The sequence below is a fragment of the Clostridioides sp. ES-S-0108-01 genome, assembly GCF_020662285.1.
Lineage (GTDB): Bacteria > Bacillota > Clostridia > Peptostreptococcales > Peptostreptococcaceae > Clostridioides.
This window is the reverse complement of record NZ_JADGMN010000002.1, coordinates 164,636-179,915: the sequence shown is the minus strand read 5'-3', so window position 1 is coordinate 179,915 and position 15,280 is coordinate 164,636. Positions and strand designations below refer to the sequence as shown.

Genomic DNA, 15,280 nt, shown 5'->3' with positions numbered 1-15,280 from the left:
AGTATTACCAATATTTTTAGTTATATTTACGACAATTTAACTTAAAATAAACCTTATCATTATATTATGTACAATAAAAAATAGAGATAAAATTAGGAAAATAATACCAACCTAACTTTTTCTCTATTCATACTTTATTTAAAATATGCATCTAATCCATCAGCTATACATTGCATCATTTTTCTTTGATAGTCTGGATTTGACATCATTTGGTCTTCATTATAGTTACTCATAAATCCCATTTCTACTAATACAGCTGGTACTTTTGACCAGTTAAACCCAGTCAAATCACCTCTTTGAAAGATTCCATTAATTTGTATCCCTGCTTGTTCCATATTCTGTTTGATAAATTCAGCACAGTTATTACTCTCTTCATATATAGGAGCTGTATATTTTCCATCTTTTTCAGGAATCAATATAGATGCTCCAGTTTTTGAAGAATTATTTAAACTGTCTGCATGTATTCTTACAACCATATCTGCCTTTTTATCATTAGCAAGTATTGCTCTTTCTGAATTACTTATATTTACATCATGTGTCTCTCTAGTCATTATTACATTATAACCTTTAGATTCTAATATACTCTTTAAAACAAGAGAGGCTTCTAAGTTTAAAACGTATTCTGGTTTTTTTGTAGCAATACCCTCTGTTCCTGAAGATACTCTCGCTTTTTTAGAGGAAGAACCTGGAGCTACTGGTTCTAGATTGCTATCTCCTTTTCCTTGATGCCCTGGGTCTATACAAATTAAAAATTTTTTATTTTTTTGAGTTTCATTTTTACTATCTGATGATTTGTCTTCTGATGACTTGTCTTTATTATTTTTAGAATTTGATTTGTCCTCATCTTTATCTTTAGTATTTTTGTTTGAACTTTTATCTTTATCTGCTTTTTCATTTGTAATATTTCCTGAACTAATCAAATTTGTAGTCTTGTAAAAATTGCTAACTGGATTTGATGTTCCTATAATTATAATTCCCATGGCAATTATACAAGTAACTAACAATCTATATTTTTTCATTTTTTGCTCCTTTCTAATGATAGACAGCCATTATTTATTTTTATTTATATGAATATGTATCTATTTTATCATATACACTCTTTATTTTATTTATTTTTATGAAAACTAAGGTGTTATTGAGCCAGTTTTCCAAGCATCAAAAACTAATTCTTGAGCAACATAATATAGAAGCAGCAAGAAAACTTCAATTCTATTATTAAAATAATTTAATAAGAAAGAGGTGTTTTATGCAACTTAAAAATTTTTATTTTAAAGATAAAGCTTTAATTAAAAATACCAACTTAGCTAAGTCTAAATTTACAATTGTTTTAACCTTTTTATTTTTATTATATTTTTTCTCAAATAATTTAATTTATGCACAAAATTTACAAAAAAATGAACCTGAATATTTAATACCGATTGGAAACGTCCTTCAAATCGATGCAGAATTAAAAAATATCATCGTTAGAAATCCTGGAGAAGCATCTCCATTTAGATTAGGTGACGCTATAGTGAAGGTAAACAATGTTGAAGTTGATGGATATAGCGACTTTGCTAATACCTTAAATGCTTTACCTGAAGAAAAACAAGTATCTATTTTATTAAATAGAGGTGGTCAACTTATAACGATGAAAACTACTAAACACATATTAGAAAAAATTAGTTTTAATAACTTACTCTCTGGATTTGCTACTTTGACATATATTAATCCAGAGACATCAGAGTTTGGTGCTGTAGGTCATCCAATAAGTGTTGGTAATGCAAGAAAAATACCTATTAAAACAGGTTCAATTTCTACAACTAAGCATCTTAATATAGAAAAGTCTTATAAAGGTAGTGTTGGATGTATAAATGCAAAACGAGAAAATATTATTGGTAGCTTTACAGAAAATACTGATTTTGGAATAAGAGGTCAAATTAATAACTTTGATATTTCTAATTTAAAAAAATATAAAGTAGCATCTTTAGATGAAGTCAAATTAGGAAAAGCTCAAATAATTTTACAAGATAACTTTAATGAGTGTAAAAAGTATAATATTGAAATTATAGATATAGAAAACCAAAAACATCCAGAAAGTAAAAGTTTTAAAATTAAAATTACAGACAAAAAGCTTTTAACTCAAACTGGTGGTATTGTACAAGGTATGAGTGGTACTCCAATAGTTCAAGATAATAACATAATCGGAGCAGTGTCACACGCTATTGAAAATGACCCAGCTGTAGGTTATGGTGTATTTATCAAATGGATGTTGTAAATAATATAAATAAATAACTTTTAAGATGTTATTAAATTATTAATAATATATTTGGTCTAAAGGTATTTTTATTTAACCTACAGACCAAATATATTAGATATTTTACATAGTATAAAATATAATTTTCTATTGAAATTATATTAATATTATTTCCAAAATTTTTATTTATAAACTAATATTTTAAATTTATTTAAAAATATACAACTTTATATTACTTGTTAGTATTCTTTCCAGTGTTAGGTAAAACATTGCCTAGATTTTTTTCTGGTATATTTACATAACTTTCTGGAACATCACCTACTATTATAGTTTCACAAATAGGTATTTGAGCTTTAATTTGTTTTGTTGATGTTATAAGTGGTATCACTACTTTAACTTGTGTTTGGGCTTCTAGATATATTCTATGTCTTGTTTGATTTATACCTGAGGACTCAAATTCCGTTTTAAAGTTTACTGATACTGTTCCTATAGGTTCAATAGACACTTCAAGTTTAGGACCGTATTTAGCTAATATAGGACTTCCTAACGCCGTTCCTATAGGTATGTAAGAACTTGCTGTCTTATCCTTTTTTAATTCATCTTGTATTTCTAAAGCTATTGCAGATGCAATCTCATTCATCATTATAGTATTTGCTTGTATCATAGTTATTTTACCATTATTATCAAGCTGTATATCCATTAAGTCTTCATAATTTATTTTTCCTTCTACCATCTCAGCAACAGCTTTATTTATGGACCTATTTGCTAGTTCAAGAGCTTTAGTTTCTGCCAAAACTGTTATTGTCGGTCTTAAAGTTTTATCTATATATATAAAACTGCCTATAAATACAGACAAGAAAAGAATTACCAAAAAAATAGCTGCGATTTTTCTAACTTCATTTTTATTTTTTCTATCTACTATCCTATTCAAAATTATCCCCTCCTATTTATTTATATGTAGCTTTGGCATAACTTTTATAATATTTGTCAAAAATAAATAAAATAAAAATATAGACTTTTTAATACATTATGTTTATACATATTTACAATGTACAGAATATTATAGCAAATTCATTTTTTCTATTAATTACAAAACTACTCCTATTTGTGTTATAATATTGCATTAAGTAAGGAGGTTAAAATCTTATGAATAACGATAATGATAAAAATGGAAATAAAATCAGAAGAAAAAAAGTTAGTTCCTCTAGTAATACAAACAAACCAATTAATAGGGGCTCAACTAACAAAACTCGTTCAACAAAAAACAAGAAAAAATCTAAAAAAAGCGATAAATTTAGAAAACTAAGAGTATTTGGGATAGTATTTTTAGTTTTACTAGTTGTTGGTACTGCTGGTACTGCTGGTTTAGTATTTGCATCATTAAGAGATGTTACTCCAGTCACAGAAGCTGTCTTGGATAAACAGACAAACCAAACAACTACAATTAAATACGCTAATGGAAAAACATTATCTACAGCTCCAAGTGTAAATAAAAAGACACCTGTTCCACTAGATAAGATTTCACCTCATCTTCAACATGCTGTAATTGCAATAGAAGATGAACGTTTTTATGAACATAATGGTGTCGATATTAAAGGTCTATTTAGATCAGTATTAAAGACCCTTACAGGTACTAAACAAGGGGGTAGTACTATTCCTATGCAGGTATCTAAAATGTTGTTGACTACTGAACAACAGACTCTACCTCGTAAAATAAAGGATATTTACTATGCATATGAGATGAGTAAAACAGTAAGTAAAGAAAAAATACTAGAAACTTATTTAAATAACTTTTTCGTCGGTAAAGGTCTAGCAGGAGCTGAAGCTGGTGCACGTGGTTATTTTGATAAGTCTGCAGCTGACCTTACTATAGCTGAGTCAGCACTTCTTGCTGGTTCGACTAAATATCCATCAAAATTTTCAGCTTATAAAACTTCTAAATTGGATGGAAGCGAAACTAAAAGTGATTTAGAAAATAAACTATTATTTTTTGTTAACACATCTGATGATGAGTTAGACGACCCTACTCAAATAGACTTTGATATGATTGAAAAAATAAAGTCTTGGGAGCTTATATCTAATGATACTTATAAACAACTAAAAGCAGGTACATTAGTTGTCAGAAAGGCTGTAAGTAACCCAGAAGCTAAGAAAAGACAAAAAGTTGTTCTAAAGAAAATGTTAGAATTAGGATATATAAAGCAAAACGAATATGACGAAGCAATCAAAGCTAAAATAGAAATAAAATTGCCTAAATCATCAGACAAAGTTTCTTCATCTCTAGAAGACCTTATTGAAAGTGAAGTTATAAATGCTTTAATGGAACAAGGACATACAAATGATGAAGCTCAAAACTTATTCTATAATGGTGGTCTAATTGTAAATACAACTATAGACCCTAAAATGCAAGATGCTTTAGAAGAAGAATTTGATAAAAATAGTAATTTCCCAGGACATATGGTCGGTTCTGATGGAGTTAGCCAACCACAAGCTGCAATGGTAATCTTAGATTATAAAAATGGCGAAATAAGAGCACTAGCTGGAGGAAGGAATATAAGTGGTAGAAAAACTTTAAATCGTGCTACTAACCCTCATCAGCCGGGTTCTTCTATAAAACCTCTAGCAATATATACACCAGCTATTGATACTTTAAAAATCACACAATCAACTGCTCTAAGTGATTCCAGAGGAGGATATAAGTTTGAAGAAAATAATACATGGAATCCAAGAACTACTACTTCTGGTCATGGTTCTATGAGTTTACGTAGAGCACTTGCTAAATCTTCAAACACAATAGCTGTCAAGACTGCTGAAATGCTTGGAGATTCTTATGATGAATGTGTAGATATAATGATGGATTACTTAAAGAACTTTGGTATAACAACTTTGAAAAATAATCACTTAAGTTCATCTGAAGCAAGTGATAGAAAATTCACATCATTGACACTAGGCGGTATGGCAAATGGTATTACTCCACTCCAAATGGCTGCTGCTTATGGTACATTGGCAAATCAAGGTGTTTATGTAGAACCTTCTATTTTTACTACTATAACTACCTTTGACGGTCAATTATTAGTTAAAAATGCTCCTGAAGAACATAAAGTTGTAGACCCTGAAGTAGCTTATGTTGTTACAGATATGTTAGAAAGTGTAATTACTGAAGGTACTGGTGGTGTCGCAGCACTTCCAAGTGGAATGCCTGTAGCAGGTAAAACAGGTACTACAAATAGTGCATATGATGCTTGGTTTGTCGGTTACACTCCTTATTATGTTGGTGCAACTTATATTGGAGATGATGCTGGTAGAAAAGATGATGCTGGTAACACTATAAAACGTAGAGAAGTACCACGTGGAAGTACTAGTACTGCAAAACTATGGGAAAAAATCATGGCAAAAATACATGCTAATTTGACAGTTACTGAATTTGAAGTTCCTAAAAACGTGTATTTTACAAAAATTAATTTAGAAGATGGAGGAAAGCAGTCTTCTGGTTCTAAAGCAGCATTTATTGAAGGTACTGCTCCTACTAGAGTAAGTTCTCAACCATCATCTGAAGACACAAAGAAACCAGATAATAATCAACAAGAAGAAAATAATAATAACAACAACAATAATTCAGGTAATAATGGTGGTGGTTCCACTCCTCCTGATAATGGTGGTGGCTCTACTAATCCCCCTGATAATAGTGGTAACAACAATGGTGGTGGCTCTACCCCTCCTGATAATGGTGGTAATAACAATGGTGGTGGCTCTACCCCTCCTGATAATGGTGGTAATAACAACAGTGGTGGCTCTACTAATCCCCCTGATGGCGGTGGAACTCCAACACCTTAGCTTAACAAAAATCGAAATTTAAATAAAAATATAAGAAGTTGTCTCAAAGTGATTTTTAAAAATCATTTATGAGACACTTCTTTTTTTGTAATTACAGCATATTATTTGTTTTCGTAAAAAAGAGAATCCTGATAAACAGAATCCTCCTTTCTTATATAAATAAATATTTTATTTTTAAAGTTTTTAACTAAATATTTTATTTCTAGTTGTTTATATATTATAGATAGTTGTATCACAAAATTATATAAACTTAATATTTTTCTAACTACTGTATACCAAATGTCTGAAATCTATTTAATTTTCCATATCTTTTAATAAGCTCTTCCCACTCTTCTTTATCATAGAAGTTACACTTATTTCTACCAAATAGCTTGGCAACTTCAATTGCAAATCTACCAGCTGAATCTAAATCACTAAAATTAGTTGCACCTGTAGCACATCCAGCAACAGGCATCTCTGTAGTAATCGCTACCCCTACTACTGGTGCATCTATAGCAACTGCTGGCTGTAAAATACTATTTAAGTGATACAGATTATTTCCATATGGTGTTATATCTTGAATTGATAAAGGGAATACAAATGGAGATTTTCCAGTTACAGTCTGCATAATATCCAAAAGATTGTCACTAGTTCTTAGTATGTAACCTTCTTTAACAGTTGGCGATATTGCAAATCCTCTATTGTTGATTACTCTATTTCCTTTAGTAGTATCTATAGAAAGTATTGCATCACATCTACTATCAACTTCATTTTCATTCATAGTAATCATATCAATTGGAGAATCCATAAAAGGAGTAGGATAGTGTTCTTTAGTTGGAGCATCTGGGCAAATATGAGTTGAAATTACAACATCACCATCTAATATATCCCCTTTTTGTTGCATATCCAAAAGTTTAGCAGCCACTGCAATTGTTACCAATGCTCCATCTCCATCTGAGACAAAACCTATAACTTCTGGTCTTGCTCCAATACCTCCTAGTCTCCCTAAAATACCAAGGGTAGGAGCATCTCCACCTTTTGATTTTCCATTTTTACCAGGAATTGTAAGCTTTATTAAATCGGTTGAACCTTTACTTGAAGACAACTCTTTTACAGTTACATCTACTTCACCATAACCTTGCAAATAAGTTTTTACTTCTTCCCCATTAGCAGTTACTTTATCTAAAATGTCATAAACCTCTATTACTTGTTTTAATATCATGTCTAATCTGATTTCCTCTCTTAATATATTTTAAAATTATATATTATTTACTATACAAAATATCTACTCCACACATTGCTAGCACCTTAATTGCTTTTATAAGTGCTACTCTACCTTCTTCACCACCAGCCGCAACAGCAAATTCATCTGTATGAGTTGCAGTGTTTTCTTTTAATTTGATATACGCTTGTATTGCAGGAATCTCATGAGTTAAATTTCCAGTATCAGTTGAACCTATTCCTTGACTTAAATCTCTTTCAACATAGTCTTCACCCAAAACTTCAAAATTTTGTCTAACTATATTCACTAATTCTGAATCATTCTTAATTTCTTTGTATATTTCATCTAATTGAACTATTTCTACACTAGTTCCAGTAGAAATTGCAGCTCCTTTAGCACAATTTTTAAGCATTTCACAAATCTCATTTAAGTACTCTATGCTTAAAGCTCTTACATTAAATATAGCTGTAGATTTTTCAGGAATTATATTATGTATGCTACCTCCATCAGTTATAATTCCATGTACTCTTGCATAATCTTTAAGATGTAGTCTCATGCTATTTACACTATTAAATAGTGCTATTACTCCACTTAATGCACTTTTTCCTTCCCAAGGAAAAGCAGCAGCATGTGATGCCTTACCACTAAAATCAAATTTTAAATTGACTTGAGCAAATGATATATCATCAGGCATTGAAGCATCACTTGGATGTAAAATTAATGCAGCATCTACACCATTAAATACTCCCTCTTTAATCATAGTTATTTTTCCACCTACTCTTTCTTCCGCAGGTGTTCCAAAAACTTTTACAGTTCCTTGTATATTATGTTTTTTCATTATTTCTTTTAATATGATACCTGCACCAACAGAACTTGTCCCTATAATATTGTGTCCACATGCATGTCCCATTCCTGGAAGTGCATCATACTCAGCTAGAAAGGCAACTGTTTTCCCATTAGTTCCATTTGAATAAACAGCTTCAAAAGATGTCTCTAATCCTCCTACACCTTTAGTTACATTAAATTCATTTTCTTCTAAAAAATCACATAGTACTTTTTGTGACTTATACTCCTCAAATGCCAATTCTGGATTTGAAAATAAATAGTCAGAAACTTTTTCAAATGATGCCTTTTTCTCTTCAGATAATAACTTTACTTCTTCTTTAATTTTTGCTTTTAATTCATTCATATTTACTACCTCCTTAAATCATTCCATTTAATTTTAAAACTGTTTGAGATATAAAAGCAGAACCAAAGTATGTAGACGTCATAACTATAAATGATATGACTATTAACTTCCAACTCAAAGTCTTTAATATGTCCAATTGGTTACCTACAGAGATTCCTGCAAAAGCTAATAATGGTGTTACTGTAGACATAAAATTAATTTTCCCTACATTCGTTGCTATAATATCTCCCACTGGTGATATTGGAAGTGATAAAACGAATGCAACTAATGTAGCCCATGCAAAACCTGGCAAATTAGGTCTTTTAACAAAATTCTTGATTATAATAGCAACTATAATTAACAAAAAACCAAATATACTTCCTATTAATAAATCCTTAGCTTGAGTCTTAAGTGCTATCATTTGTCCAAAGCAAATAATAATATATATAAACAGTACTATCTTTATCTGTTCCATAATAGTCTTAAAAGTTTTTTCCATATATACATCCTCCTTTATAAGTCATTACTTATCTTTGTTTTTCTTCCTCTAAATCTTTCAATAATTGGAGCTACCTTACTATAATAATAATTGGCTACTGGTAAAGATAAAAATAATTCTATATATATTCCAGTAACAGCTGTAATCAAGCCACTAGTCGCTGAATATGCTAAAATCTGTTCTGACATCTGTGGAACCGTATTCATTAATGAGGCAGTTGCAGCTCCCATCATTGAACCACTCCCCATACCTGATGCCATTGCTAAAGCATATGGATGAAATCCTACAAGCACACCAACTGGTGCTAAAAATGAAAATAATAATGTTCCAAATATACTACCACTTATATAAGTTCCTAGTGTTCCTATACCTTCTGGTGAGTTTAATCCATACTTATCTCCAATAATTCCTAGTGCTGTGTCACGACATAATGAAAAAGTACCACCTAATGCACTTCTTCCAAGACCTAATGCTACTCCAACAGGTAATGCTATCAGCATTGTACCCATATGACCAAATTCTTGTAATAAAAGTGCTGGCCCTGCTTGAAGTAATATACCAACCTTAGGACCTGCATTAATTCCAAACATTATTCCTAATGGATATAGTGTTAAAGATAACAAATATGGAGACACCTTTATTTCATTATCCCCTATAAACTTTTTTAAGGCTGGTATAACTCTCCCTAATAAATGAGGAGAAACAGCCATTCCTATGAATATAGCCCATAGTATACTAAGTAAAGTTACATTAATTCCCATAACTTTAAATGAAATAGGACCAATTAATTCTGCCAATATTGTTATTATAAAGGCTGCTATTATGGCATTTCTAATCCCTGCTTTTTCTTTCATTTCTATACCTCCTTGTAATTTTTATAATTTTCTTATAATATAATTGTTAGTGATTTTATTATATAACCTATCATTGATAATGTATAATATATATTTATTCATCATTTTTATATACTTTTAGTTATGAATCAAAAAAAAATATTATAGATTGGTGATATGAAATGCAAATAATTTAGTGATTTATATTATAAGATAATAAATTTTTAAATAATTGAATAAAATTATTCATTCATATTATAAAGATTCTCTCAATAAATAAAGGAGTATAATGTACTTATATACATTTACTCCTTTTAATTTCTATTTATATTATTTTTTAGAACACTTTATATAAACTACAATATTTTTAATACAGTTTTAATACTTAAAAACTTACTATTTTATTCTTTTAACACTATTTCGTATTATTAATCTCGGATATAGTTTTCTTGGAATATGCTCTGTGCTCTTTTTATTTATTATATTTACTAAACTATCTACCCCATTTTTTATAACTTGCTCTCTTGGGTCATCTATTGTTGATAAATGTGACCTAAAATATGATATTAATTCAATATTATTGTATCCTATTATAGAAATATCTTCTGGTACATTTATACCATAAGTAGTTTTTAATTCTTGTATTATAGAAATTGCTGGTACATCTTGTTGTACAAATATAGCTGAAGCTTTTTTTATTTTATCAATATATTTTTCTAGAAATTCAACTTGAGATTCAAAATCCATTTTAGATTCAATAACTTCAGTCTTTAAATTTGCCTCTTTCATAGCATTCAAATATCCCTTGGTTCTATCTTCATGCATTTTTGAACTCTTATCATCTGAAGTTACTGTTATTATATCTTTATGACCATGGTCAATTAAATGTTTAGTAGCTATATAGCCTCCATATACATTATCATCCCAAAAGAAATTGTCTATTTCTCCTACAAAAGATGGTTTAAAATATATAAATACATGTGGAAAATTATTGTCTTTTAAAAAGTCATATTCTTCTTTTTTTATTGATTTGGACACAATTACTAATCCGTCAACCATTTGTCCATTTACCATTTTATATACATTACTATCACCGCTAATGTTATTATTAGGTTGTATTATAAAATCGTATTTATTAGTCTCAATAGAGTTTATAGAACTGTCCATTATATCACTAAAAAACTTTCTAGTATCTTGATGATTAAAATTATTTGAAAAGATTACCCCTATCCTGTTGGTTTCTTTTTTTGCCAGATTTCTTGCATTTACATTAAAATGGAACCCTAGTCTATTTGCCTCTTCTACTACCTTCTTTTTTGTTTTTTCAGATACATTAGGATTATTATTTAAGCACCTAGAAACGGTTGAATAACTAATACCTAGATTCCTTGCAATATCTTTAATAGTTACCATCTTTATCCCCTACTTCACTTCATTTTATTTTGATAATATAATACTACACTATGTTGTAAATAATTGTCAACTTCAATTATGTAAACGTTTCTTTATATAAAAAATAGGTAGAATCTAAAAGATATCTACCTATTTTATAAAAAGTTATTATTTGAAAAATTTATTATTCTATTAAGTTTATGGTTTTGCTTTTGGAGTAAATACTACTGACATAAGATATCCAAAGAATACTGCTGCTGCTATTCCACCAGCTGTAGCAGTTGTACCACCTAGAAAAATACCTAAAAAACCATCACTTTGAATTGACTTCATTACTCCTTTAGCAAGTGAATATCCAAATCCTATTATAGGAACCGTTGCACCTGCTGATGCAAACTTAACTAATGGTTCATAAAGTCCTAGAAAAGTTAAAACTACACCAGTTGTTACATATGTTACCATAACATATGGAGTTTGCATTTTAAAATAGTCCATCATTACTTGTGCTATTAAACATATAATTCCACCTACAATAAATACTCTTACATAGTCCATTAACATATATATCACTTCCTACTCATTTACTATTACTACTGCATGTGCAACACATGGTATTGTCTGCTTTTGTAGTGTACTTGTTGGTGACAGTAATGCTCCTGTTGATACTAGCATTACTTTGTTAAATTCTTTTTTTCTCAACTTATCATATATATATCCTGCAAACACTGTAGCTGAACATCCACATCCACTTCCACCACAATGGACATCTTGTTCTTTAAGATTAAACATCTCTATACCACAGTCAGTGTAAACTTTTGATATATCTACACCCTTTTCTTTTAAAAAGTCTTCTGTTATCTGTTTTCCAAGAGTACCTAAATCTCCAGTAGCAATTATATCAAAGCTATTTGGGTCATCATTAGTATCTTCAAAATAAGAATATATGGTATCTATTGCCGCTGGAGCCATAGCTGGTCCCATATTATTACCATCATCAATACCCTCATCTATTACTTTACCAACTGTAACATACTTTACCTTTGGACCTTCTCCATTAGAAGCTAGTAATACACTTCCTGCTCCTGTAACTGTCCACTGAGCTGTCATTGGTTTTTGATTTCCAAGTTCTAGTGGAAATCTAAACTGTCTTTCTGCTGTACAATAGTGGCTTGATGTACCTGACAGTACTAAATCCGCAAAGCCACCATCTATAAGCATAGAACCTATACAAAGACCTTCTGCCATTGTAGAACAAGCTCCATATATACCTAAAAATGGAATTGCCAATTCTCTTGCTGCAAATGATGCTGGCACTATTTGATTTATTAAATCTCCACCTAGCATATAATTTACATCTGTCAGTTTTTTCCCTGCCTTTTGTATAGCTTTCTGAGATGCAGTCTCTACCATTTTACTTTCAGCTAATTCCCAAGTTTTTTCACCATATAAATCGTCGGTCATAATCATATCAAAATAGTCCTTTAGTGGTCCTTCACCTTCCTTAGGACCCACTATAGTTCCAGTTGATATTATTGTTGGTTTATTTTCTAACTTGACTGTTCTTTTTCCAATTCTTTTATTTTTCATATTTTCACACCTTTTTAATTTTGCATTTTAATATTTAATTTTTTAATATTAATTAAAAATATTAATTAAAATCTGCATGATTATTTCCTAACTAACTACTTCCATAACTATTTTTCAGATTTCATACCTTCTTTATAATTAATAAAATTTAAATTAAATAAAAATCCTCTAAAACATCTTAAAAATATAATAAATAATTCCACATAAAATAGATGAACCTATACCATAAACTAAAACTGGTCCTGCAATTTTAAATAGGTTTGCACCTACACCTAATACATAACCTTCTCTTTTATACTCCATTGCTGGAGATACTATTGAGTTAGCAAAACCTGTTATTGGAATTATAGAACCAGCTCCAGCCCTTTTTCCTATTAGGTCATAGACTCCTAATCCAGTTAAAAATGCCCCTATAAATATTAGCGTTATTGATGTTGCAGAACTAGCTCCTAATTTATCAAGACCTCCAACTTTCATGTACAAATCATTTATTGCTTGCCCTATCATACAAATAATTCCACCTACAATAAATGCAAGCGTATAGTTTTTTAAATATGTAGGTTTTGGGCTTATTTGGTCTACATATTTTTTATAATTTTTATCCATACTAAACACCTCTCTAAAATATTATTTGTCAATTTTAAAAAAATAAACCTATTATTTATTTTGACTATCTAAAGTTTTGTCAAAAAATAAAAAAGATGCCCAATAAAGAAAAAATCTATTTTCCCATAAAGACACCTTATTTTAATATTTTTTATTTTTTTAATACTTTTTATTGTTTTAATATCTTTTAATAATAATTTAAAAACTTAACATAAAAAATTATTACGTCTTATTTTAGCGATATCCATCCCACACCTAAAGGAGTGGGCTTTCCGCACTATGTTGTAATACCTTTATTATATTGTTATACTTTTTTATTCTAGATATCATAAGTATTCTCATGATATATATTCTTTTAACTTAGACAATACTTTTTTCTCTATCCTAGATACTTGAACCTGTGATATATTAAGCATTTCTCCTATTTCACTTTGAGTCATATCTTCAAAATATCTGAGAACTATTATTTGACGTTCTCTCTTATCCAACCTTCCAAGCATGTCTTTTAACAATATATTATCCACTACTTTCTCTTCTTCACTTTCTCCTTTCATGCTTATTTTATCAATAAGACATATTGGAGAACCTTCTTCTTCATGAATAACTCCTTGCAAATACTCAACGTTAAAATTAGCTTCCATAGCCATTACTAAATCTTCTTTTTCTACATCTATTGATTTAGCTAATTCTTCTATACTCGGTTCTCTACCTAATTTTTTAGTTAAAGCTTCACTTTCCATCTTTGCCTTTACAGCTATTTGCTTTAACGACCTTGATACTTTTATCATACCATCATCTCTTAAGTATCTCTTTATCTCACCTAAAATCATTGGTACTGCATAAGTAGAGAATTTTACATTAAATTTTGGGTCAAATTTATATATTGATTTTATTAAGCCTATAGAACCTAACTGAAATAAATCTTCTCTATCATATCCTATATTTAAAAATCTAGATACAACGCTCCTAACTAGACCTAAATTGCTTGATATTAATATTTCTTTTGCCTCTTCATCTCCATTTTGAACTTTTTCAATAAGTTCTAGAGTCTCTTCATGACTAAGAAGAGGTTTTTTTTCTTCTCTGGCAACAGTTACTTCCATAATAAAACCTCACTTTTGGACTTTATTTAGGCACATTTATTTTTTTAGTCATTTCAATTCTAGTCCCATTATCTTTTACAGAACTTACCTCTACATCGTCCATAAAGCTTTTCATTACTGTGAATCCCATTCCTGATCTATCAAGTTCTGGTTTTGATGTATAAAGTGGTTCCATTGCCTTCTCCACATTTTCTATTCCATACCCTTCATCTTCAACTATAATCTTTATAGTATTTCCTTCTATCTCACATCTTAAGAATACAAACTTAGAACTGTCTTCTTCATATCCATGTATTATAGCATTCGTAACAGCCTCAGAGACAGCAGTTTTTATATCCACTAATTCATCTACTGTTGGGTCTAACTTAGCTGCAAAGGATGCTACTATAACTCTTGCTAAACTTTCATTTTCAGATATTGCCGAAAATTTAACTTCCATAATATTATTCATCACATACTCCTCCCTACAAAGAACTTAGAGCTTCTTCATACGTATCATAAATGCCAATAATTTTATTTAACCCAGATAAATCAAAAATCTTCTTAACTCGTGAACTTATATTAATTACTGAAACTCGTCCCCCTTCATTAGAAATCTTTTTATATCTACCTATGATGACACCTATACCTGAAGAATCCATAAAATTAATATTTTCAAAATTAAATACAACATTTTTCACTTGATTTACACTTAATAAGTTATCTATTTCTTCCCTTATTTCATTGGCTACATGGTGGTCTAGTTCTGAGCACATAAATTCTATGTATAGATTCTTATGTTCTAAGGAATAATTTACCATCAAAATCCCTCCTTCAATAGTTTT

General features: G+C 29.8%; 15 protein-coding genes. 2 read left to right on the top strand and 13 right to left on the bottom strand.

All coding sequences use genetic code 11. From position 1 onward, the window contains the following. Nucleotides 1-134: 134 nt before the first annotated feature. Nucleotides 135-1,019 (bottom strand): N-acetylmuramoyl-L-alanine amidase, encoded by an 885-nt coding sequence (locus tag IR152_RS03205; protein ID WP_227450367.1) that lies wholly within the window; start codon nucleotides 1,017-1,019, stop codon nucleotides 135-137. Nucleotides 1,020-1,246: 227 nt separating this feature from the next. Between IR152_RS03205 and IR152_RS03200 the strand changes: the two genes are divergently transcribed. Further along, the gene (locus IR152_RS03200; RefSeq protein WP_227450366.1) at nucleotides 1,247-2,254 is read left to right on the top strand and encodes a SpoIVB peptidase S55 domain-containing protein; all 1,008 of its coding nucleotides are present in this window, start codon (nucleotides 1,247-1,249) and stop codon (nucleotides 2,252-2,254) included. A 211-nt stretch (nucleotides 2,255-2,465) separates the two neighbouring features. On the opposite strand, the gene yunB is transcribed toward IR152_RS03200, so the two are convergent. Then, nucleotides 2,466-3,164: a sporulation protein YunB gene (gene yunB, locus IR152_RS03195; protein ID WP_227450365.1), complete on the bottom strand. Its 699-nt coding sequence runs from the start codon at nucleotides 3,162-3,164 to the stop codon at nucleotides 2,466-2,468. 215 nt (nucleotides 3,165-3,379) lie between these two features. On the opposite strand from yunB, the gene IR152_RS03190 reads away from it, so the two are divergent. Further along, nucleotides 3,380-6,067 (top strand): transglycosylase domain-containing protein, encoded by a 2,688-nt coding sequence (locus IR152_RS03190; protein WP_227450364.1) that lies wholly within the window; start codon nucleotides 3,380-3,382, stop codon nucleotides 6,065-6,067. 265 nt (nucleotides 6,068-6,332) lie between these two features. Here the strand turns inward: IR152_RS03190 and IR152_RS03185 are convergent, their stop codons facing one another. The 11 genes from IR152_RS03185 to spoIIAA form a co-directional block, all read right to left on the bottom strand. After that, nucleotides 6,333-7,268, bottom strand: a complete 936-nt coding sequence (locus tag IR152_RS03185; RefSeq protein WP_227450363.1) for a DUF1177 domain-containing protein — start codon at nucleotides 7,266-7,268, stop codon at nucleotides 6,333-6,335. Between the two features lie 43 nt (nucleotides 7,269-7,311). After that, nucleotides 7,312-8,457 carry a M20 family metallopeptidase gene (locus tag IR152_RS03180; protein ID WP_227450362.1) on the bottom strand — a complete coding sequence of 382 codons (1,146 nt, stop codon included), beginning with the start codon at nucleotides 8,455-8,457 and terminating at the stop codon, nucleotides 7,312-7,314. Between the two features lie 13 nt (nucleotides 8,458-8,470). Continuing rightward, nucleotides 8,471-8,935 (bottom strand): hypothetical protein, encoded by a 465-nt coding sequence (locus IR152_RS03175; protein ID WP_227450361.1) that lies wholly within the window; start codon nucleotides 8,933-8,935, stop codon nucleotides 8,471-8,473. Between the two features lie 14 nt (nucleotides 8,936-8,949). Beyond that, complete coding sequence (locus IR152_RS03170; protein WP_227450360.1) at nucleotides 8,950-9,789, bottom strand: DUF3100 domain-containing protein; 840 nt, start codon at nucleotides 9,787-9,789, stop codon at nucleotides 8,950-8,952. Between the two features lie 375 nt (nucleotides 9,790-10,164). After that, the gene (locus tag IR152_RS03165) at nucleotides 10,165-11,181 is read right to left on the bottom strand and encodes a LacI family DNA-binding transcriptional regulator (RefSeq protein ID WP_227450359.1); all 1,017 of its coding nucleotides are present in this window, start codon (nucleotides 11,179-11,181) and stop codon (nucleotides 10,165-10,167) included. A 177-nt stretch (nucleotides 11,182-11,358) separates the two neighbouring features. Beyond that, entirely contained in the window at nucleotides 11,359-11,721 is a 363-nt protein-coding gene (gene spoVAE, locus IR152_RS03160) for a stage V sporulation protein AE (protein ID WP_227450358.1), read from the bottom strand. Nucleotides 11,722-11,733: 12 nt separating this feature from the next. Continuing rightward, entirely contained in the window at nucleotides 11,734-12,747 is a 1,014-nt protein-coding gene (gene spoVAD / locus IR152_RS03155) for a stage V sporulation protein AD (protein WP_227450357.1), read from the bottom strand. Between the two features lie 168 nt (nucleotides 12,748-12,915). Then, on the bottom strand, nucleotides 12,916-13,353 hold the full coding sequence (gene spoVAC / locus IR152_RS03150; protein ID WP_003418420.1) for a stage V sporulation protein AC: 438 nt from the start codon (nucleotides 13,351-13,353) through the stop codon (nucleotides 12,916-12,918). Between the two features lie 338 nt (nucleotides 13,354-13,691). Beyond that, on the bottom strand, nucleotides 13,692-14,456 hold the full coding sequence (sigF, locus tag IR152_RS03145; protein ID WP_227450356.1) for an RNA polymerase sporulation sigma factor SigF: 765 nt from the start codon (nucleotides 14,454-14,456) through the stop codon (nucleotides 13,692-13,694). 22 nt (nucleotides 14,457-14,478) lie between these two features. Then, nucleotides 14,479-14,907 (bottom strand): anti-sigma F factor, encoded by a 429-nt coding sequence (spoIIAB, locus tag IR152_RS03140; protein WP_003418415.1) that lies wholly within the window; start codon nucleotides 14,905-14,907, stop codon nucleotides 14,479-14,481. A 13-nt stretch (nucleotides 14,908-14,920) separates the two neighbouring features. Continuing rightward, nucleotides 14,921-15,256: an anti-sigma F factor antagonist gene (gene spoIIAA / locus IR152_RS03135; protein WP_003418414.1), complete on the bottom strand. Its 336-nt coding sequence runs from the start codon at nucleotides 15,254-15,256 to the stop codon at nucleotides 14,921-14,923. Between the last annotated feature and the right edge of the window lie 24 nt (nucleotides 15,257-15,280).

Excerpts from the sequence above, each read along its gene's own strand:
- IR152_RS03205 (WP_227450367.1), bottom strand. The coding sequence starts at position 1,019 with ATGAAAAAATATAGATTGTTAGTTACTTGTATAATTGCCATGGGAATT.
- IR152_RS03200 (WP_227450366.1), top strand. The coding sequence starts at position 1,247 with ATGCAACTTAAAAATTTTTATTTTAAAGATAAAGCTTTAATTAAAAAT.
- IR152_RS03190 (WP_227450364.1), top strand. The coding sequence starts at position 3,380 with ATGAATAACGATAATGATAAAAATGGAAATAAAATCAGAAGAAAAAAA.
- IR152_RS03185 (WP_227450363.1), bottom strand. The coding sequence starts at position 7,268 with ATGATATTAAAACAAGTAATAGAGGTTTATGACATTTTAGATAAAGTA.
- IR152_RS03180 (WP_227450362.1), bottom strand. The coding sequence starts at position 8,457 with ATGAATGAATTAAAAGCAAAAATTAAAGAAGAAGTAAAGTTATTATCT.
- IR152_RS03175 (WP_227450361.1), bottom strand. The coding sequence starts at position 8,935 with ATGGAAAAAACTTTTAAGACTATTATGGAACAGATAAAGATAGTACTG.
- IR152_RS03170 (WP_227450360.1), bottom strand. The coding sequence starts at position 9,789 with ATGAAAGAAAAAGCAGGGATTAGAAATGCCATAATAGCAGCCTTTATA.
- IR152_RS03165 (WP_227450359.1), bottom strand. The coding sequence starts at position 11,181 with ATGGTAACTATTAAAGATATTGCAAGGAATCTAGGTATTAGTTATTCA.
- spoVAE (WP_227450358.1), bottom strand. The coding sequence starts at position 11,721 with ATGTTAATGGACTATGTAAGAGTATTTATTGTAGGTGGAATTATATGT.
- spoVAD (WP_227450357.1), bottom strand. The coding sequence starts at position 12,747 with ATGAAAAATAAAAGAATTGGAAAAAGAACAGTCAAGTTAGAAAATAAA.
- spoVAC (WP_003418420.1), bottom strand. The coding sequence starts at position 13,353 with ATGGATAAAAATTATAAAAAATATGTAGACCAAATAAGCCCAAAACCT.
- sigF (WP_227450356.1), bottom strand. The coding sequence starts at position 14,456 with ATGGAAGTAACTGTTGCCAGAGAAGAAAAAAAACCTCTTCTTAGTCAT.
- spoIIAB (WP_003418415.1), bottom strand. The coding sequence starts at position 14,907 with ATGAATAATATTATGGAAGTTAAATTTTCGGCAATATCTGAAAATGAA.
- spoIIAA (WP_003418414.1), bottom strand. The coding sequence starts at position 15,256 with ATGGTAAATTATTCCTTAGAACATAAGAATCTATACATAGAATTTATG.